This window comes from Pseudomonas sp. ANT_J12 (genome assembly GCF_008370045.1).
GTDB lineage: Bacteria > Pseudomonadota > Gammaproteobacteria > Pseudomonadales > Pseudomonadaceae > Aquipseudomonas.
This window is the reverse complement of sequence record NZ_VOBN01000001.1, coordinates 138,815-156,705: the sequence shown is the minus strand read 5'-3', so window position 1 is coordinate 156,705 and position 17,891 is coordinate 138,815. Positions and strand designations below refer to the sequence as shown.

Annotated in this window: 17 protein-coding genes and 1 riboswitch; of the genes, 10 read left to right on the top strand and 7 right to left on the bottom strand. The window is 60.1% G+C overall.

All coding sequences use genetic code 11. The annotated features are described in order from the left end of the window. Positions 1-2: 2 nt before the first annotated feature. Together htpG and FQ192_RS00765 are read left to right on the top strand one after the other, a co-directional pair. Positions 3-1,907 (top strand): molecular chaperone HtpG, encoded by a 1,905-nt coding sequence (gene htpG / locus FQ192_RS00770; protein ID WP_149656962.1) that lies wholly within the window; start codon positions 3-5, stop codon positions 1,905-1,907. A gap of 61 nt (positions 1,908-1,968) precedes the next feature. Then, the gene (locus FQ192_RS00765; RefSeq protein WP_149656961.1) at positions 1,969-2,697 is read left to right on the top strand and encodes a dienelactone hydrolase family protein; all 729 of its coding nucleotides are present in this window, start codon (positions 1,969-1,971) and stop codon (positions 2,695-2,697) included. Between the two features lie 132 nt (positions 2,698-2,829). On the opposite strand, the gene FQ192_RS00760 is transcribed toward FQ192_RS00765, so the two are convergent. Both FQ192_RS00760 and FQ192_RS00755 read right to left on the bottom strand, forming a co-directional pair. Beyond that, positions 2,830-3,693, bottom strand: a complete 864-nt coding sequence (locus FQ192_RS00760) for a pirin family protein (RefSeq protein ID WP_149656960.1) — start codon at positions 3,691-3,693, stop codon at positions 2,830-2,832. Between the two features lie 61 nt (positions 3,694-3,754). After that, entirely contained in the window at positions 3,755-4,171 is a 417-nt protein-coding gene (locus FQ192_RS00755; protein WP_149656959.1) for an OsmC family protein, read from the bottom strand. Positions 4,172-4,324: 153 nt separating this feature from the next. Between FQ192_RS00755 and FQ192_RS00750 the strand changes: the two genes are divergently transcribed. Both FQ192_RS00750 and FQ192_RS00745 read left to right on the top strand, forming a co-directional pair. Next, on the top strand, positions 4,325-5,344 hold the full coding sequence (locus tag FQ192_RS00750; protein WP_149656958.1) for an amidohydrolase family protein: 1,020 nt from the start codon (positions 4,325-4,327) through the stop codon (positions 5,342-5,344). A 234-nt stretch (positions 5,345-5,578) separates the two neighbouring features. Next, positions 5,579-7,204, top strand: a complete 1,626-nt coding sequence (locus FQ192_RS00745) for a methyl-accepting chemotaxis protein (protein ID WP_149656957.1) — start codon at positions 5,579-5,581, stop codon at positions 7,202-7,204. Between the two features lie 80 nt (positions 7,205-7,284). Here the strand turns inward: FQ192_RS00745 and FQ192_RS00740 are convergent, their stop codons facing one another. Genes FQ192_RS00740 through purM form a run of 3 tightly spaced genes read right to left on the bottom strand, consistent with a single transcriptional unit; the run spans position 7,285 to position 9,715 of the window. Continuing rightward, complete coding sequence (locus FQ192_RS00740; RefSeq protein ID WP_149656956.1) at positions 7,285-7,998, bottom strand: DUF3108 domain-containing protein; 714 nt, start codon at positions 7,996-7,998, stop codon at positions 7,285-7,287. Between the two features lie 8 nt (positions 7,999-8,006). Further along, positions 8,007-8,657, bottom strand: a complete 651-nt coding sequence (gene purN, locus FQ192_RS00735; protein WP_149656955.1) for a phosphoribosylglycinamide formyltransferase — start codon at positions 8,655-8,657, stop codon at positions 8,007-8,009. Next, positions 8,657-9,715, bottom strand: coding sequence for a phosphoribosylformylglycinamidine cyclo-ligase (gene purM, locus FQ192_RS00730; protein ID WP_133836547.1), 1,059 nt, complete (start codon positions 9,713-9,715; stop codon positions 8,657-8,659). The genes purN and purM overlap by 1 nt, the downstream gene beginning before the upstream one ends. A 383-nt stretch (positions 9,716-10,098) precedes the next feature. Between purM and FQ192_RS00725 the strand changes: the two genes are divergently transcribed. The 6 genes from FQ192_RS00725 to FQ192_RS00700 all read left to right on the top strand — a co-directional run bounded on the left by FQ192_RS00725 (position 10,099) and on the right by FQ192_RS00700 (position 15,418). Further along, a complete protein-coding gene (locus FQ192_RS00725) occupies positions 10,099-11,160 on the top strand; it encodes a DUF2066 domain-containing protein (protein WP_149656954.1) in 1,062 nt (353 codons plus the stop codon). 38 nt (positions 11,161-11,198) lie between these two features. Then, positions 11,199-12,272 carry an AI-2E family transporter gene (locus tag FQ192_RS00720; protein WP_149656953.1) on the top strand — a complete coding sequence of 358 codons (1,074 nt, stop codon included), beginning with the start codon at positions 11,199-11,201 and terminating at the stop codon, positions 12,270-12,272. Between the two features lie 230 nt (positions 12,273-12,502). Continuing rightward, on the top strand, positions 12,503-13,207 hold the full coding sequence (hda, locus tag FQ192_RS00715) for a DnaA regulatory inactivator Hda (RefSeq protein ID WP_054049492.1): 705 nt from the start codon (positions 12,503-12,505) through the stop codon (positions 13,205-13,207). A 214-nt stretch (positions 13,208-13,421) separates the two neighbouring features. Continuing rightward, positions 13,422-14,045: a C40 family peptidase gene (locus tag FQ192_RS00710; protein ID WP_149656952.1), complete on the top strand. Its 624-nt coding sequence runs from the start codon at positions 13,422-13,424 to the stop codon at positions 14,043-14,045. Between the two features lie 164 nt (positions 14,046-14,209). Then, positions 14,210-14,749 carry a C40 family peptidase gene (locus FQ192_RS00705; RefSeq protein ID WP_149656951.1) on the top strand — a complete coding sequence of 180 codons (540 nt, stop codon included), beginning with the start codon at positions 14,210-14,212 and terminating at the stop codon, positions 14,747-14,749. Positions 14,750-14,770: 21 nt separating this feature from the next. Further along, positions 14,771-15,418, top strand: a complete 648-nt coding sequence (locus FQ192_RS00700) for a class I SAM-dependent methyltransferase (RefSeq protein WP_149656950.1) — start codon at positions 14,771-14,773, stop codon at positions 15,416-15,418. Between the two features lie 73 nt (positions 15,419-15,491). Here the strand turns inward: FQ192_RS00700 and FQ192_RS00695 are convergent, their stop codons facing one another. Next, positions 15,492-16,805, bottom strand: coding sequence for a sorbosone dehydrogenase family protein (locus tag FQ192_RS00695; protein WP_149656949.1), 1,314 nt, complete (start codon positions 16,803-16,805; stop codon positions 15,492-15,494). Between the two features lie 66 nt (positions 16,806-16,871). After that, a complete protein-coding gene (locus FQ192_RS00690; protein WP_149656948.1) occupies positions 16,872-17,456 on the bottom strand; it encodes a hypothetical protein in 585 nt (194 codons plus the stop codon). A gap of 153 nt (positions 17,457-17,609) precedes the next feature. Further along, a riboswitch (cobalamin riboswitch) is annotated at positions 17,610-17,841 on the top strand. Positions 17,842-17,891 lie beyond the last annotated feature (50 nt).

Genomic DNA, 17,891 nt, shown 5'->3' with positions numbered 1-17,891 from the left:
CCATGAGTGTGGAAACTCAAAAGGAAACCCTGGGCTTCCAGACCGAGGTGAAGCAACTGCTGCACCTCATGATCCATTCGCTGTATTCCAACAAGGAAATTTTCCTTCGCGAGTTGATCTCGAACGCCTCTGACGCTGTCGACAAATTACGTTTCGAAGCCCTGTCCAAGCCTGAGTTGCTGGAAGGTGGCGCCGAACTGAAAATCCGAGTGAGCTTCGACAAGGACGCGAAAACCGTCACCCTCGAAGACAACGGTATCGGCATGAGCCGCGAAGACGCGATCACCCACCTGGGGACGATCGCCAAGTCCGGCACCGCTGATTTCATGAAACACCTGTCCGGCGATCAGAAGAAAGATTCGCACCTGATCGGTCAGTTCGGTGTGGGTTTCTACTCCGCTTTCATCGTTGCCGATAAGGTTGACGTGTTCAGCCGTCGCGCCGGTGCTGCCGCTTCCGAAGGCGTGCATTGGTCGTCCAAGGGCGAGGGCGACTTCGAAGTTGCCACCGTCGAGAAAGCCGAACGCGGCACCCGTATCGTCCTGCACCTGAAGTCCGGTGAAGACGAATTCGCTGATGGCTGGCGCCTGCGCAACATCATCAAGAAGTACTCCGATCACATCGCTTTGCCGATCGAGTTGCCGAAAGAAGTGGCAGCCGTTGAAGGCGAAGAGGCACCGGCCGTTGAGTGGGAAACCGTCAACCGCGCCAGCGCCCTGTGGACCCGTCCTCGCACCGAGATCAAGGACGAGGAATACCAGGAGTTCTACAAGCACATCGCCCATGACTTCGAGAACCCACTGAGCTGGAGCCACAACAAGGTCGAAGGCAAGCTGGAATACAGCTCGCTGCTCTACGTACCGACCCGTGCTCCGTTCGACCTGTACCAGCGTGAAGCGCCGAAAGGCCTGAAGCTGTACGTGCAACGCGTGTTTGTGATGGATCAGGCCGAGTCGTTCCTGCCGTTGTACCTGCGCTTCATCAAAGGCGTGGTCGACTCCAACGACCTGTCGCTGAACGTGTCGCGGGAAATCCTGCAGAAAGACCCGATCATCGATTCCATGAAGTCGGCGCTGACCAAGCGCGTTCTGGACATGCTGGAAAAACTGGCGAAGAACGAGCCTGAGCAATACAAAGGCTTCTGGAAAAACTTCGGCCAGGTCATGAAAGAAGGCCCGGCTGAAGATTTCGCCAACAAAGAGAAAATCGCTGGCCTGCTGCGTTTCGCCTCCACCCAGGGCGAAGAAGGCGAGCAAGTGGTCGGTCTGGCTGACTACCTGGCCCGCGCCAAGGAAGGTCAGGACAAGATCTACTACCTGACCGGCGAAACCTACGCGCAAGTCAAAAACAGCCCGCACCTGGAAGTCTTCCGCAAGAAAGGCATCGAAGTGCTGCTGCTGACCGACCGTATCGACGAGTGGCTGATGAGCTACCTCAGCGACTTCGACGGCAAGAGCTTTGTCGACGTGGCACGCGGTGACCTGGACCTGGGCAACCTGGACTCGGAAGAGGACAAGAAAGCCGCGGAAGAAGTCGCCAAGTCCAAAGAAGGCCTGGTTGAGCGTCTGAAAACCGCACTGGGCGATTCCGTCGCTGAAGTCCGGGTTTCCCATCGCCTCACCGACTCCCCGGCGATCCTCGCTATCGGCGAACAGGACCTGGGCATGCAAATGCGTCAGATCCTCGAAGCCAGCGGGCAGAAGGTTCCGGATTCGAAGCCGATCTTCGAATTCAACCCGGCTCACCCGCTGATCGAGAAACTCGACGCCGAGCAGAGCGACGAGCGCTTCGGCGACCTGTCGCACATCCTGTTCGATCAGGCGGCCCTGGCGGCCGGCGACAGCTTGAAAGACCCGGCAGCCTACGTGCGCCGTCTCAACAAGCTGTTGGTTGAACTGTCGGTTTAACTGCGTTGTACAAAAACCCGCTTCGGCGGGTTTTTTTATTCTTGAGACTCAGGAGTCTGAAATGAGCCAAGTCACTGTGCGTTCCGTGGTCTATCAGCTTGATGGCCAGTCTTACGAAAGCCGCCTGGCCTTTGATGCCGACCACAAAGGGCCACGCCCGGGTCTGTTGATGGCGCCGAACTGGATGGGCATCAGCGCCGGTGCCGAAGAGATTGCCAAGTCAGTGGCGGCCAAAGGTTATGTGGTGCTGATCGCCGACCTGTACGGCCAGTCGGTGCGTCCGCAGAACGGCGACGAGGCGGGCGCGGCGATGATGCCGCTGAAGAGTGACCGTGGCCTGTTGCGCCAGCGTATGCAGGCGGCGTTCGAGCAGTTGCAGGCTCAGGGCGATGCGGCGGTCGATACCTCGAAACTGGCCACCTTCGGTTTCTGCTTTGGCGGTTGCTGCGCGCTGGAACTGGCCCGCAGCGGTGCGCCGGTGAAAGCGGCGGTGTCGTTCCATGGCTCGCTGGATACGCCGAACGTCAACGATGCGAAAAACATCAACGGCTCGGTACTGGTGTTGCACGGGGCGTCCGATCCGCTGGTGCCGAAAGAGCAACTGCCGGCGTTCGAAGCTGAAATGAACGCGGCGGGCGTGGATTGGCAACTGCTGAGCTATGGCGGCGCGGTGCACTCGTTTACCGATCCACATGCGAATGTGCCGGGCAAAATGATGTATGACGCGAAGACCGCCAGTCGGGCGTTTGTGTCGATGCATAACTTGCTGGATGAAGTATTCAGCGCCTGATGATCGTTCCCACACGGAGCGTTTGATCGTTCCTACGCGCAGCAAAGGAATGCCTCCAGGGACGCTCCGCGTTCCAATGGGACGCAGAGCGTCCCGGGCTGCATTCCTTTGCTGCGCGTGGGAACGATCATGTCAGCGCGGCAGTTCGATCCTTTCACTTTCCCCTGGCACCGTCGGCCAATCCCCGGCCGCCCAGCGTCGGCGCGCTTCATCAATCGCCGCCGGATCGCTCGCCACAAAATTCCAGTTGATCCGCCGCGGCCCATCCAGCGGTGCACCGCCGAACAGCACGGCGTGACAGTCGCTCTCGGCAAACAACGTCATCTCTTCCCCGACCGGCAACACCACCAGCGAATGCGGCTCTATCAACTCGCCATCCAGTTGTACCTCGCCGTCGAGCACATACAGTGCGCGTTCTTCGTGTTCGGTGGGAATCAGCAAAGTCGTCGCCGTTTGCAGGTTCAGTTCGGCATACAAGGTAGGAGAAAGCACCGGCACCGGCGATTCCAGGCAAAAGCCTGACCCGGCAATCATCCGGATCTTCACCCCGAGGTTGTCGCTGACCGGCAGCGTGGCCGCCGGGTGATGGCTGTAATGCCCCGGACCCTGCTCATGCTCTTTGGGCGATGCCAGCCAGATCTGCAAACCGTGCATCGTGAAGCCGCTGTCTTTCAGCGCTTCAGGCGTGCGTTCAACGTGTGCTATCGCGCTGCCGGCAGTCATCCAGCTGACATCTCCAGTGCCTACAACCTGATCGGAGCCGAGGCTGTCCTTGTGCTGGATCTGCCCCTGGAACAAATAGGTGAGGGTCGACAGACCGATGTGCGGATGTTGTCGGATGTTCATGCCTTTACCCGGCGGATAACGGGTTTCGAGCATGTGGTCGAAAAACACGAAAGGCCCGACGCTGCGGCATTTGGCTGACGGCAATGGGCGAAGAATCGGCTGACCTTCGACATCTTCGGCGCGGGGGCGGATCACGAGGGGCGTGTTCATGCGGCTTTCCAGGCTGGGCGGGTGATGCACAGAGCATAACCCGCCGCTGACATCGCCGTGGTTACTGGCTGTCGAAGCCCTGTGGGGCGTGGGTTTCGATAGTGACCTCGGTGGTGGTCATCAGTTTATGAATCGGGCAGCGATCCGCGACACGCAGCAATTCCTCGCGCTGGGCGTCGCTGAGCACACCTTTGAGCGTGAGGGTCACGTGCAGCGCGTATTTGCCTTTCTGTTCTTGGCTGTTGTCGCGTTTGACTTCGACACCCACGCCGGTCAGCGGGATGTCTTTTTTCTTGGCGTACATTTTCAAGGTCAGGGCCTTGCAGGCCCCGAGGGCGGCGTCGAAGTAATCGTGGGGCTCCGGCGCCGAGCCTTCGCCACCGGCTGAGGTGGGTACATCGGCGAACAGTTCGTGATCATCGATCTGGACAGTGTGACGAAAGCCTTCGCTGGAAATGGTATTGACGGTAACAGTCATGGGAAACCTCTTCGGCAGTAGGAAAAGTCATTCGAGCAAAAACGGACCCTGAAGGTATAGAGCATCTGTGCTGTGCTGCGTTCCACTTTGTTGCCGGCTGAACCCTGGTTGGCGCCGTGGGGTCTATGTCGCTAATGCCCCCGGAGATTGCCCGTGCCCCAGACCCGCTTGCGCCTCGCCTGGTTGTTACTGCTGTGCAGCGCATCCGCCAACGCCCGCGAATACGCCTACAGCGATGCGCACCTGCATTACGTGGATTTCTTCCAGGAAACGGCGGGAATGCCGACATTGCTCAAGGCGATGGCTGACAACTCCATCGATCACGTGATGATTTCCGGCATCCCGGTGGCCAAGAAATGGCATGAAGACGAACCCAAGCGCCCGCGCTATTACGCCGGTGATGATGCCGACGCCTATTGGTACAGCGCGACCGACGTGATCGTTGCCGCTGCGGTGAACAAGCTTACGCCCGAGCAACGTCAGCGTTTTCACCCGTTCCTGTCGGGCTTCAACCCCAACGATAAAAACTCCGAGGCGCATATCCAGCGCATGCTCGATCTCAATCCGGGGCTGTGGCAGGGCATCGGCGAAGTCTTCACCCGGCACGATGACCTGACGGCCCTGACCTCGGGAGATACGCCCCGCGCCAACAATGAGGCGATGACGCGGATTTATCATCTGGCCGCCGAAAACGACCTGCCGGTAATGCTGCATTCCAACCTCACCTCCAAGCGTGAGAAAAATCCGCTGTACCTCGCGGAAGTCGAAGAGCCGCTGCGTAATCACCCGCACACCCGGTTTATCTGGGCCCACGCCGGCACCAGCGTGGAGATCCATCGGCATCAGACCCAGCTGGATTTTCTGTTGCCGACCCTGACCCGAATGCTTGAGGCGTACCCGAACCTGTTCATCGACCTGTCGTGGAGCATGCTCACGCCGTATCTATTGGATGAGCAGGGCAAGCCTCGGGAGGAATGGCTGAAACTGGTGGAGCGCTTCCCGGAGCGGTTCATGCTGGGTTCGGATGTGGTGGGACGTTTCAACAAGCTCGGTCAGGAAATGCGCAGCTTTGACCCATTTCTTGATGCCTTGCCTGAGGACGTTGCGCGAAAAGTCGCACGGGACAATTTCCTTTCGATTCTGCCCAAAGAGAGAAAGGGGTTATTGCGCTGAAGAGATTGCGGCCTTCGGCAGCTTCTACAGCAGATCGTATTTCTTCCGAAGGAGCTGCCGTAGGCTGCGATCTTTTGCTGTTATCTACCGCGCTGAATCGTTCCCGCCCGAGGATCGAAGTAGCAAAGCGTTTTGATATCACGTTTCGGTCTTACGCAAAATTTCCCGGGGCCGATACCTTCTAAGGCAACCCGCTGTAGGGAAATGCAGTGTTCATTGGAAGGAACCAAAGCAATGAGTATCCGAAATCTCAATATTGCGCCGCGCGCGAGCCTGGGTTTTGGCCTGTTGGCATTGATGGTGTTCGGTTTGGGGGCGTTCGCCCTGCAACAAATGTCGAACATGCGGGCTCAATCCGACCAGGTCGATAACAACTGGCTACCCAGCGTGATGGCTGTCGGGGAAATGAGTCAGGACATGCTGCGGCTGCGTGCCTTGACCATGCGCCTGCTGATCAACCGCGATCCCCAGGCGTTGGCCCAGAATGTCGGCAAGCTCAATGAACTCAAAGGCGTGCTCGGCGATGCACAGCAACGCTATAACGCGTTGATCGTGCTGCCCGAAGAGCGCTCGCTGTTTGATCGCTTTAAAGCGGCGGAGCAAAAATACCTGCAATTCCAGGGGCAGGTGATGAACCTGTCCAGCCAAGGGCGGGTTGAGGAGGCAGCGGTCATCGTCAATGACGAGATGAGCCCGTTGGCCGATGACATCGCCGTCACCCTCAAATCCCTGGTGGAACTGAACAAACAGAACGCCAACCTGGCGACCGAAGCGGCGCGTCTGGTGTTCAGCAATTCCCGGGTGTGGGTCGGGGTGATGGTCGCCATTGCGGCACTGATGACCATTGGCTTGGCGTTATTGTTGACCCGCAGCATCGTCCTGCCGCTGTCCCAGTCGTTGCGGGTGGCCGAGATTGTGGCGGGCGGCGACCTGACGGGCGATATCAGCATCACCGGCAAGGACGAGCCGGCGCGATTGCTCCATGCGCTCAAGAGCATGCAGCAGAGCCTGCGCGAGACTATTCGGCGCATTTCCGACTCGTCCAGCCAATTGGCCTCGGCCTCGGAGGAACTCAGTTGCGTTACGGAAGACGCCACCCGTGGCTTGCACCAGCAGAGCCTGGAAATCGAACAGGCCGCCACGGCGGTCAATCAGATGACCGCGGCGGTGGAAGAAGTGGCGAGCAACGCGGTGGCCACGTCCGAAGCGTCCCGAGAGTCTGACCGGATTGCCCAGCACGGCCGTGAGCAAGTGCATCAGACCGTGCTGTCCATCGAATCCCTGGCAGACGATGTCACCGCCAACGCGACCCAGGTCGAGGACCTGGCGCAGAAGGTCTATGGCATCAGCAAGGTGCTGGATGTGATTCGCTCGATCGCCGAGCAGACCAATTTGCTGGCCCTGAACGCGGCGATCGAAGCGGCCCGCGCGGGGGATGCCGGGCGCGGTTTTGCCGTGGTGGCGGACGAGGTGCGGGCGCTGGCCCATCGCACGCAACAGTCGACCCAGGAAATCGAGCAGATGATCAGCGGCATCCAGCAAGGCACCGATTCGGCCGTCAGCTCGATGCAACAGAGCAATAGCCGGGCGCGCTCGACCCTGGAAGTGGCGAAGGCGGCGGGGGTGGCGCTGGAGGAGATTGCATCGGCATTCACGTTGATCAACGAGCGCAACATCGTGATCGCCAGCGCTTCGGAGGAGCAGGCAGCGGTGGCGCGGGAGGTGGATCGCAATTTGATGAACATTCGTGATCTGGCGTTGCAGACCTCGGCGGGGGCGAACCAGACCAGTGCCGCGAGCCAGGAGTTGTCGCGGTTGGCGGTGGATTTGAACAGCATGGTGGCGCGGTTTTCGGTCTAATCCATCGTTCCCATGCTCCGCGTGGGAACAATCGGCAAAAAAAAGCCCCGCAATCGCGGGGCTTTTTGTGTTGATCCGGATCAGCTGCCTTTGACAGCCTTGCCGTTGACCGTACCGTCCAGGAGCATGATGTTGTACTCCTTGCCGTCGGTTTCAACCTGTTGCAGGCGGACCAGCAGGTAATCCCAGTCCTTGGCGAACCACATCACGGTGATGCGTTTGCTTTGCGTCGGGTCGCGTACGCGCTCGACCTTGATCGCATCGATCTGGCCAGCCTTGGTGTCGACTTTTTCCGGGCCCAGCACGCGGAAGTCATAGGTATCGACTTCGCCGTCATCGACGACCTGGTAGCTCATGCTTTTCTTGCCAGCGGCCACGTCGTGTTGCAGGGCCAGCTGATAAGTGGATTTGTCGACCATGCCACGGTTGAGCGGGATCTTGACCGGGTCACCGCGATCGGTGCCGGTGACCATTTTGGCGGTCCAGTCGAAGTCCAGGTCTGCCTTCTTGGCTTTGCCCAGGCCGCCACGTTCAAAGTGGTAGGACTGAGGCAGCAAGGTGTCCTTGTCCAGGGTCAGGGTGCTTTGTTCGGACAGGCTGGCGATCATCATCGACGCCTTGAAGCTGAGCGTCCAGACACCGTTGGCGCCCTTGACCAGGCTGCGTTCGGCGGTGCCGCTCATGGGCAGCTGTTTCCAGTCGGCGGTGTAGCTGGCGGAGAAGGGTTGAAGGTCTGCGGCCTGCGCGAAGGGCAGGGCGAGCAGAGCGCAAGCGAAGAGCAAGGCGCGACGCATAATATCTCCTAGGTTCGAATCAAGTGGCCGCTGGCCGCGAGTAACTTTTCATCCAGTAAAGCACCGTGTTCGCCGAGGGCTAAACGACCTTCGGCAAACCAGCGTACGGCCATCGGGTAGATCAGGTGTTCCTGAACGTGGACCCGCTGCGCCAGACTCTGCGGCGAATCGTGCAACTCTACCGGTATTACTGCCTGTACGACCAGAGGTCCGCCATCGAGTTCCTCGGTGACGAAGTGCACGGAGCAGCCGTGCTCGGTGTCTCCGGCCTCCAGCGCGCGCTGGTGAGTGTGTAACCCTTTGTATTTGGGCAGCAACGAGGGATGGATATTGAGCAGGCGACCCTGGTAATGACGCACGAAACCGGCGCTGAGAATGCGCATGAAACCGGCGAGTACCACGAGTTTGGGATTGAAGGCGTCGATCAGTTCGATCAGCGCGGCGTCGAAGGCCTCGCGGCCCTCGAAAGCCTTGTGATCCAGGGCGCGGGTGTCGATACCCGCGTCCCTGGCGCGTTGCAGGCCGTAGGCGTCGGCACGGTTGGAAATCACCGCAGCGATGCGGACCGGGCTGTCGCCGGTCCGCGTGCTGTCGATCAAGGCCTGCAAGTTACTGCCGGTGCCGGACAACAGCACCACCACATCACAGGTGACAGACATTAATGAGCCTTGAGGTTCTTCAGTTCGACCTGGGCCGCGCCTTCGGCAGCGGTGGAGATCTGACCGATGACCCAAGGCTGCTCGCCGGCTTCACGCAGCACGTTCAGCGCGGTTTCAACGTGCTCTTGAGCCACGCAGATGACCATGCCGACGCCGCAGTTCAGCACGCGGTGCATTTCGTTTTCGTCGACGTTGCCTTTCTCTTGCAGCCAGTCGAACACCGCAGGGCGGGTCCAGCTCGCGACATCAACGACAGCTTGCGCGCCTTTTGGCAGTACGCGCGGGATGTTGTCCAGCAGGCCACCACCGGTGATGTGGGCCATGGCTTTGACCGCGCCGGTGTCCTTGATCAGCTTGAGCAGCGGCTTCACGTAGATACGGGTCGGGGCCATCAGCAGGTCGGTCAGCGGTTTGCCGTCGAGCTGGATGTTTTCGATGTCGGCACCGGAGACTTCGATGATCTTGCGGATCAGCGAGTAGCCGTTGGAGTGCGGGCCGGAAGACGGCAGGGCGAGCAGGGCATCGCCGGCCGCGACTTTGGAACCGTCGATGATCTCGGATTTTTCCACGACGCCGACGCAGAAGCCGGCCAGGTCGTAGTCTTCGCCTTCGTACATGCCAGGCATTTCAGCGGTTTCGCCGCCGACCAGGGAGCAGCCGGACAGTTCGCAGCCGGCGCCGATGCCGGTCACGACCTGGGTCGCGGTTTCGACGTTGAGTTTGCCGGTGGCGTAGTAGTCGAGGAAGAACAGCGGCTCGGCGCCGCACACCACCAGGTCGTTCACGCACATGGCGACCAGGTCGATGCCGATGCTGTCGTGCTTGTTCAGGTTCAGCGCCAGGCGCAGCTTGGTGCCGACGCCGTCGGTGCCGGAAACCAGCACAGGCTGCTTGTAGCCGGCCGGGATTTCGCAGAGGGCGCCGAAACCGCCCAGGCCGCCCATGACTTCCGGGCGCGCAGTGCGCTTGGCGACGCTCTTGATGCGTTCGACCAATGCTTCACCGGCGTCGATGTCTACACCGGCGTCCTTGTAGCTCAGGGAGGGTTGCTTGCTCATGATCCAGGCCTTTAGGGGGGATTCAGGGGTAACGACCGAGTCCATTAGGGCCGCCGAAACAACGTAGGCGAAAGCCTTGCGCGCTATTCCGACACTGCCCGGCTGTTGCCGGTCTGCGAAGGCGCGCGATTTTATCAGGCTTGAGAGGCAGCGGCCATCCTCGCGCCGACGGCAGGGGCATATCCCGTTAAAAAAACCGCAATTGCCCGTGTGGGTGGCGTCGCTCATGCCTGTATAAGGTATCGCCATTAACCGTCTATCGTTATGACAGTGTGAAAAACTTATCGAGGCCGGGTGAATGTTTTGCGCGGGGTGATGGTCACAGCCTTGCTCCATACGTTCACGCGGCCAGTTCCAGCCGCTCTTGTCGTCAGGAATCTTCCATGCGTTTTTTTTCTAAATTTATGTTTGCCGGTTGTTTGTCGCTTGTCACCCTGGCGAGTCATGCCGAACCCGTGAAAAATCTTTATCAGGTCCGCCAGCCGGTCAGCGGTCAGAGCCCGGAGATCCGCGATCAAGCGACCCAGGCGGCGCTGGATACATTGGTGCTGCGCCTCACCGGCGATCCCAAGTCTGTGCAAAACCCGGGGTTGGCGGCGATCCGCAAAGACCCGCAGCAAATCATCAGCCAGTACGGCTTTGACGCCGGGCCGCCGGAAGTGCTCAAGGTCGATTTCGACCCGGCCACCACCGATCAGGCGCTGCGCCGTGCCGGGCTGTCGTTGTGGGGCGCGAATCGGCCGTCGATCCTGGGCTGGTGGTTGAATGACTCCACCGAGGGTTCGAGCCTGGTGGGCGACGGCCAGGCCAGCGCGGCGCCATTGCGGCGCGCAGCGCAACACCGCGGTTTGCCATTGCGCCTGCCGCTGGCGGATTTGAGTGAGCAACTGGTGGCCACGGCCCCCAATCTTGAAGGCAGCGATGCGGCCCCCTTGCGCGGTGCCTCGGAACGCTACAACGCGGACGCCTTGCTGGCGGTGCATGCCCATGAAGAGGGCGGCCAGTGGCAGGCCAAGTGGCATTTGTGGCTGGGCGACCAGAAGGAAGCGGGCAGTGTGCAGGGCGCGGACCAGGCGGCGGTGACCGATGCGGTCATGCTGGCGGTGGCTGAGCGCCTGGCGCCACGTTTTGTGGTCAAGGCCGGCGCGTCGAGCGAACAACTGCTTGAAGTGCAGGGCATGAACCTGGAACGCTATGCGGCGTTGGGCCGTTTACTCGATCCTTTCGGCGGGCGCCTTTTCAGTATCGACGGCGACCGTGTTGTTTATCGCATCAACGGCAGTGCCGAGCAGTTGCGCTCGCAGTTGTCACTGGCGAAGTTGCAAGAGGTGCCGGCCGGTGAGGCGCCTGCACCGGTCACGCCGGTGGCGCCAGTGGCCGACGGTTCGGCGCCCGTCGCAGCGCCGGCTCCGGCACCTGTGCCGCAGTTGCGATTCCGTTGGTAAGGTGTTCTTTCTTTATATAGATGCATAGGGAGTTGTACATGGCCGATACGCGGCGGTGGTTCTGGTTGGGTGGGGTGGTCCTGCTCTGCGCGTTTGTCTGGCTGTTGCATCCGATCCTGACGCCATTTCTGGTGGCGCTGCTGTTGGCCTATCTGTTCGATCCCCTGGTGGATCGCCTGGAGAGGGCCGGTCTGTCACGGACCTGGGGCGTGGTGGCGGTGTTTGCGCTGTTTACCTTGATCTTCACCACGTTGCTGTTGGTGCTGGTGCCATTGCTCGCCAAGCAGTTGTTCCGCTTGTACGAACTCGCGCCGCAGATGCTTGATTGGTTGCAGCACACCGCGTTGCCGTGGGCGCAATCGAAGTTTGGCTTGTCGGATAACTTCTGGAAGTTCGACAAGCTCAAGGCTGCGATCAGCGAACACATGGGCCAGACCACCGACATTGTCGGCGTGGTGCTGAGCCAGGCGACGGCTTCCGGGCTGGCGCTGATCGGCTGGCTGGCGAATCTGGTGCTGATCCCGGTGGTGAGTTTCTACCTGCTGCGCGATTGGGACCTGATGATGGCGAAGATCCGCAGCCTGCTACCCCGTGATCGCGAAGAACGCGTGGTGACCCTGGCCGGCGAATGCCATGAAGTGCTCGGGGCGTTTGTGCGCGGGCAGTTGCTGGTGATGCTGGCGCTGGGCGTGATCTATGCCGCCGGTTTGATGCTGCTCGGGCTGGAGCTGGGGCTGTTGATCGGCCTGATTGCCGGTTTGGCGGCAATCGTGCCGTACATGGGCTTTGTCATCGGCATTGGCGCGGCGCTGATCGCTGGACTGTTCCAGTTCCATGGCGACCTCTACCCGATGCTCGGCATTGTCGCGGTGTTCATGGTCGGGCAGGCGCTGGAAGGCATGGTGCTCACGCCATTGCTGGTCGGCGACCGGATCGGCCTGCACCCGGTGGCGGTGATTTTCGCGATTCTGGCCGGTGGCGAGCTGTTCGGCTTTACCGGCGTGCTGCTGGCGTTGCCGGTGGCGGCGGTGATCATGGTGCTGGTGCGCCATCTGCATGATTTGTATAAAGATTCGGATGTGTACAGCGGGGTCGACGAACCCGACCTGTAAAGTCGTCTGATCCCCCATGACGGGCGGCCTGGTTTTCTGCCAGGCTGGCCCGATTCCCTCCGGTGGCTGTCACATGCACCGCCAAAGAAACTGCCATAAAACCAGTGCATTAACGCAAACCTTTGATTTTGCTTGTGGTCTGCCGCATTGTGCGGGCTGCCCCACGGGTATAAACTTCGCAAACTTTACACAGAGGCCACTAACGGTTCCTTTGGAACTGTTCAGTCAGCATGAAACCGATTCAGCTGCCCCTAGGTGTGCGTCTGCGTGATGACGCTACCTTTATCAATTACTACCCAGGCGCCAATGCCGCTGCACTCGGCTATGTCGAGCGGCTATGCGAAGCCGACGCCGGCTGGACCGAAAGCCTGATTTACCTCTGGGGCAAGGACGGGGTAGGGCGCACGCACTTGTTGCAGGCGGCATGCCTGCGCTTCGAGCAGATGGGCGAACCGGCGGTGTATCTGCCGCTGGCTGAGTTGCTGGATCGCGGCATTGAAATCCTCGACAACCTCGAACAATACGAACTGGTCTGCCTTGATGATCTGCAAGCCGTCGCCGGCCGGGCGGATTGGGAAGAGGCGTTGTTTCACCTGTTCAACCGTCTGCGTGACAGCGGTCGGCGTCTGTTGATTGCCGCTTCGACCTCGCCGCGTGAACTGCCGGTGAAGCTGGCGGATCTCAAATCGCGCCTGACCCTGGCGCTGATCTTCCAGATGCGCCCACTCTCCGACGAAGACAAATTGCGTGCCCTGCAGTTGCGCGCATCCCGTCGCGGTTTGCACCTGACTGACGAAGTCGGGCATTTCATCCTGACTCGCGGTACCCGCAGCATGAGTGCGCTTTTCGAGCTGCTTGAACGTCTCGATCAGGCTTCGCTTCAAGCCCAGCGCAAGCTGACCATCCCCTTCTTGAAAGAAACCCTAGGCTGGTAAATCCGGGGCCTGCGGCGGGTTTTGGCATATTCCAGGCGCCAGAAAATCCGCTTTCCTGCAGGGGGGCAGGCTGCGCAAACATTCAAAATGGGCTTAAGCGCTTAGATGTAAACGAGAAACCGAGAAGTCACAAAAAGATCGATTGAATTTGCAAATGAGGTTGATAGCGGGCATAGTCTCGGCTTCTTTACAACTATCAGCCACGGTCGTGCCCATGCTAAATCGCTTCGCACCCCTCGTGCCTCTCGCACTCGTCACCCTGTTGTTCGGTTGCGCTGCTCACTCTCCAGTGTCCCAGCAGGCGCCTCAACAGCAGGTTAAAAACTCTGTTACCGCCCAATCTTCCGTTCTTTATCAGGAAGAGGTGGCCACCGAAAAGGAACTGGCAGACTTCGCCGATGGCAAGTCCTACCAGCTTCCGGTTCTGGCCGACAGCATCCTCGAACGTGGCATGTCCCTGATCGGTACTCGTTACCGTTTCGGCGGTACCTCTGAAGCCGGTTTCGACTGCAGCGGTTTCATCGGCTATCTGTTTCGTGAAGAGGCCGGCATGAACCTGCCGCGCTCCACTCGCGAAATGATCAACGTGGACGCCCCTCTGGTGTCGCGCAACAACCTGAAGCCTGGCGACTTGCTGTTCTTCGCCACCAACGGTCGTCGCGGTCGCGTCAGTCACGCCGGTATCTACCTCGGTGATGACCAGTTCATCCACTCCAGCAGCCGCAAAAGCGGTGGCGTGCGGGTCGATAACCTGGGCGACAGCTACTGGAGCAAGACCTTCATCGAAGCCAAGCGCGCACTCGCGATGGCTCCGACCGTGGTCACTGCTCGCAAGTAAGCACACTTTATGTAAGGCGAACTTAAAGTCTTACTTGAAGTTTGGCGCATAGGCGCTAGAATCCTGATCTATTATTGATGGCAAACCGCCTGCGCCCAGCGCAGGCGGTTTTCTTTTCTGTCCTTCCGACAGAAAAAGCCGCAGCCCGATCAGGTGTTTTGCTTATGACAATGTCAGCCCGCCTCACCCTGATGTTCTTCGCAGCGCTGCTCAGCGGCTGCGCCAGCCGCACACCACCGCCATCTGCGCCTGTGGTTCGTGCGCCGATTGTTTTCAGTGCCGCCCAACCATTCTCGCCTGAAGCCGAAGACGTGTTGTTCCGCGCCTTGGGCCTGGTGGGCACGCCGTATCGCTGGGGCGGCAACACGCCGGATTCCGGGTTCGATTGCAGCGGCCTGATCGGTTACGTCTACCGTGACGTCACCGGCATTTCCCTGCCGCGCACCACCCGCGAGATGATCAGCATGCAAGCGGCCAATGTCGGCAAGGAAGGCCTGCAAACCGGCGACCTGATCTTCTTCGCCACCAACGGCGGCTCCCAAGTCAGCCACGCCGGAATTTATGTCGGTGAAGGCCGCTTCGTCCACGCCCCGGCCACCGGCGGCACGGTGAAGCTCGACAGCCTGTCCAAAGCCTATTGGCAGAAAGCCTACCTGAGCGCCAAACGCGTCTTGCAACCTGAGCACCTGGCGCGTAATCAGTAATTTTCCCGGCAAGAGGTTGTCATGACCGCTCGCACGCTCAATCTCGACGATTCCCTCTATAGCTACCTGCTCGACGTTTCCCTCAGGGAAACGCCGCTGCTCAAGCGTTTGCGCGATGAAACCCAGGCGCTGCCCACGGCGCGCTGGCAGGTAGCGCCGGAGCAGGGGCAGTTCCTCGCCTTGCTGGTCAAGCTCACCGGCGCCCGGCGTTTGCTGGAAGTGGGCACCTTCACCGGTTACAGCGCCTTGTGCATGGCGGCGGCGCTGCCGGATGACGGCTCGCTGATCTGTTGCGATATCCCTGGCGACTACAACGCCACGGCCGTGCGTTACTGGCAGGAGGCAGGCCTGGCCGAGCGCATCGACCTGCGCCTGGCGCCAGCGCTGGAAACCCTTGCGCAACTGTCAGGGCGGTTTGACCTGATCTTCATCGATGCCGACAAGGCCAACTACCCGAGTTATCTGGAACACGCCCTGCGTTTATTGCGGGTGGGTGGTTTGGCGGTGTTCGATAACACGTTGTGGAGTGGGCGGGTGCTGGAGAGCAATCCCGACAGTGCGGACACGCGGGCGATTCAAGCGCTGAATCGAGCCTTGAAGGGTGACGCACGAGTGGATTTGTCGTTATTGCCGATTGGCGATGGATTGACGCTGTGCCGCAAACGGTAAGTGCCTGTTGAAAAATCGCAGCCTTCGGCAGCTTCCACAATGGATTGCCGAAGACTGCGATTTTTTTTGCTGTTTATTTAACTGCCGAAACCCGCCACACCTTGTTCCCCACATCATCCGCCACCAGCAAGTCCCCCTGCTGATCGATCACCACACCCACCGGCCGGCCCAAGGCGTTTTCGTCCTTGTCGAGGAACCCGGTCAGCACATCCACCGGTGCCCCGGTCGGTTTGCCCGCCGTGAACGGTACGAAAATCACTTTATAGCCGCTGTGTGGTTTGCGGTTCCACGAGCCGTGCTGGCCGACGAAAGCGCCGTTGGTAAACGGTGCCGGCAACTTGCTGCCTTCGGCAAAGGTAAAGCCCAGCGAGGCGGTGTGCGGGCCGACGGCGTAGTCCGGGGCGATGGCTTTGGCCACCAGGTCCGGGTTCTGCGGTTCGACGCGCACATCGACGTGCTGCCCGTAATAGCTGAACGGCCAGCCATAGAAGGCGCCGTCCTTGACCGAGGTGATGTAGTCCGGCACCAGGTCGCTGCCGATTTCATCGCGCTCGTTGACCGAGGTCCACAGCGCACCGCTATTCGGTTCCCAGCCCATGCCGTTGGGGTTGCGCAGGCCGGAGGCGAAGATTCGGTGGTTGCCGGTGGCGCGGTCGACTTCCCAGATCGCCGCGCGACCTTCTTCCTTGTCCAGGCCGTTTTCGCCGACGTTACTGTTGGAGCCCACGGTCACGTACAGCTTGCTCCCGTCCTTGCTGGCGATGACGTTCTTGGTCCAGTGGTGATTCAGCGTGCCGCCCGGCAGGTCGATGACCTTCATGGGCTCTGACTTGATCGCCGTATCGCCGGTTTCATAGTGAAAACGCAGCAAACGATCGGTGTCGGCGACGTACAGGTCATTGCCGACCAGGGTCATGCCGAACGGCGAGTTGAGGTTTTCCAGGAACACCGTACGGGTTTCGGCCACGCCATCGTGGTCCTTGTCCCGCAGCAGCGTGATGCGGTTGGGGCTCGGCACGGCGGCACCGGCGCGACCCATGACTTTCTTCATCACCCAGCCGCGAATGCCTGTGCCGTCATCGGGCTTGGGCGGCGCGTTGGTTTCGGCCACCAGTACATCACCGTTGGGCAGCACGTAGAGCCAGCGCGGGTGATCGAGATTTTCGGCAAACGCTGCCACCTGCGTGCCGGCTGCAGCGGTGGGTTTGGCACCGGCCGGCCAGCCGATCGCCGGGGCGATGTTCACCGTCGGGATCAGGGTTTTGTTCGGTTCTGGCAACTTGGGCGAAGGGCCGGTGCCGTCCGTGACTTGCAGGCTGGAATGCTCGCCGCAGGCAACAAGCCCTCCGGCGAGCGCGATGACGAAAACGAGCTGGGGCTTGCGCATGCTGATCTTCCCTATGAATGCACTGTTTAATCATAGAGAAGTAAAAAAGCGCGATGGTTCAACCCGTCAACCACGGGGCTCTTTGAACAGCACGGCGATACCGGGGTGATAGTGGCCGGCTTCGTTGCGCAATTTGCGGTAGGCGTAGGGGAAATACCAGGCCACGGCGCAGGTGTGTTCCTTTTGCAGGTCGTCGACCATGTCCTGGAGTTCTTCCGGGGTCGCGCTTTGCTGGGCCTTTTGCGGGGCGACGAACAGGCAGCCGAGTTTCAGGTCGCTGGCGTAGCTGATGCGCTTGGCGTCGCTGGTGATATCGACCAGGGCTTGTGTCAGGTTCAGGCTGTTGACCTTGGGCCAGCGCTGGGTCGTCTGGAGGTAAGCACGTTCGTCGCTGGTGGCGATAAACAGGTCGGCGCGGGCATTGCGTTCGCCTTCTTCGACCTGCTTGCGGGTCGGCGTTTGTTGCAGCGTGACCATTTCCGCCATCCAGGCCGCCGCCGACAGCAGGCTGAGGTTGGCCTTTTCGTCAAACCAGTACGGCGTATCGTTGTCGCCGCGCACGGCGTTGTAGCGGTCGATACAGTCAAACCAGCGTTCCAGCAGCGGGCGCAGGAATTCCAGCTTCGGATTGCTGATGATCATGCCTTGCATGTGGCTCACCCTTGTTATTGTGTTGTGAGATGTGGCTCTTTGATATCATCGCTGAGCCTGTGGCACAAGAATAGCGGCAGATAATTGATCGACGGCAGTTATTCGCCCAGTGGCGTCCCGGCTTTAATTGACGCTCCACCCCCAACCCTCTAACCTTCGCGGCTTGTTTCAGGTGCTCTGTGGCTGCGGTCGACAGAGTGAAACAGGGAAGCCGGTGAGTGATTTGCCCCACGTGTGCACAATCACGATCCCGGCGCTGCCCCCGCAACGGTAAATGAGTGAAAAACTGCGCCTAGAGCCACTGTGTTGAAAAACATGGGAAGGCGCGCAGTCCGGTGCAAACCGCTCATGAGCCCGGAGACCGGCCTGATCCATCCAGCGGCATCACGGTGGGCGATGCCAGGCTTCTTGCCGTCTATTCTTGTGCCTGCCCGC

What these genes read in the sequence shown, in the direction of transcription:
- htpG (WP_149656962.1), top strand. Translation starts at nt 3, where the DNA reads ATGAGTGTGGAAACTCAAAAGGAAACCCTGGGCTTCCAGACCGAGGTG.
- FQ192_RS00765 (WP_149656961.1), top strand. Translation starts at nt 1,969, where the DNA reads ATGAGCCAAGTCACTGTGCGTTCCGTGGTCTATCAGCTTGATGGCCAG.
- FQ192_RS00760 (WP_149656960.1), bottom strand. Translation starts at nt 3,693, where the DNA reads ATGAACACGCCCCTCGTGATCCGCCCCCGCGCCGAAGATGTCGAAGGT.
- FQ192_RS00755 (WP_149656959.1), bottom strand. Translation starts at nt 4,171, where the DNA reads ATGACTGTTACCGTCAATACCATTTCCAGCGAAGGCTTTCGTCACACT.
- FQ192_RS00745 (WP_149656957.1), top strand. Translation starts at nt 5,579, where the DNA reads ATGAGTATCCGAAATCTCAATATTGCGCCGCGCGCGAGCCTGGGTTTT.
- FQ192_RS00740 (WP_149656956.1), bottom strand. Translation starts at nt 7,998, where the DNA reads ATGCGTCGCGCCTTGCTCTTCGCTTGCGCTCTGCTCGCCCTGCCCTTC.
- purN (WP_149656955.1), bottom strand. Translation starts at nt 8,657, where the DNA reads ATGTCTGTCACCTGTGATGTGGTGGTGCTGTTGTCCGGCACCGGCAGT.
- purM (WP_133836547.1), bottom strand. Translation starts at nt 9,715, where the DNA reads ATGAGCAAGCAACCCTCCCTGAGCTACAAGGACGCCGGTGTAGACATC.
- FQ192_RS00725 (WP_149656954.1), top strand. Translation starts at nt 10,099, where the DNA reads ATGCGTTTTTTTTCTAAATTTATGTTTGCCGGTTGTTTGTCGCTTGTC.
- FQ192_RS00720 (WP_149656953.1), top strand. Translation starts at nt 11,199, where the DNA reads ATGGCCGATACGCGGCGGTGGTTCTGGTTGGGTGGGGTGGTCCTGCTC.
- hda (WP_054049492.1), top strand. Translation starts at nt 12,503, where the DNA reads ATGAAACCGATTCAGCTGCCCCTAGGTGTGCGTCTGCGTGATGACGCT.
- FQ192_RS00710 (WP_149656952.1), top strand. Translation starts at nt 13,422, where the DNA reads ATGCTAAATCGCTTCGCACCCCTCGTGCCTCTCGCACTCGTCACCCTG.
- FQ192_RS00705 (WP_149656951.1), top strand. Translation starts at nt 14,210, where the DNA reads ATGACAATGTCAGCCCGCCTCACCCTGATGTTCTTCGCAGCGCTGCTC.
- FQ192_RS00700 (WP_149656950.1), top strand. Translation starts at nt 14,771, where the DNA reads ATGACCGCTCGCACGCTCAATCTCGACGATTCCCTCTATAGCTACCTG.
- FQ192_RS00695 (WP_149656949.1), bottom strand. Translation starts at nt 16,805, where the DNA reads ATGCGCAAGCCCCAGCTCGTTTTCGTCATCGCGCTCGCCGGAGGGCTT.
- FQ192_RS00690 (WP_149656948.1), bottom strand. Translation starts at nt 17,456, where the DNA reads ATGCAAGGCATGATCATCAGCAATCCGAAGCTGGAATTCCTGCGCCCG.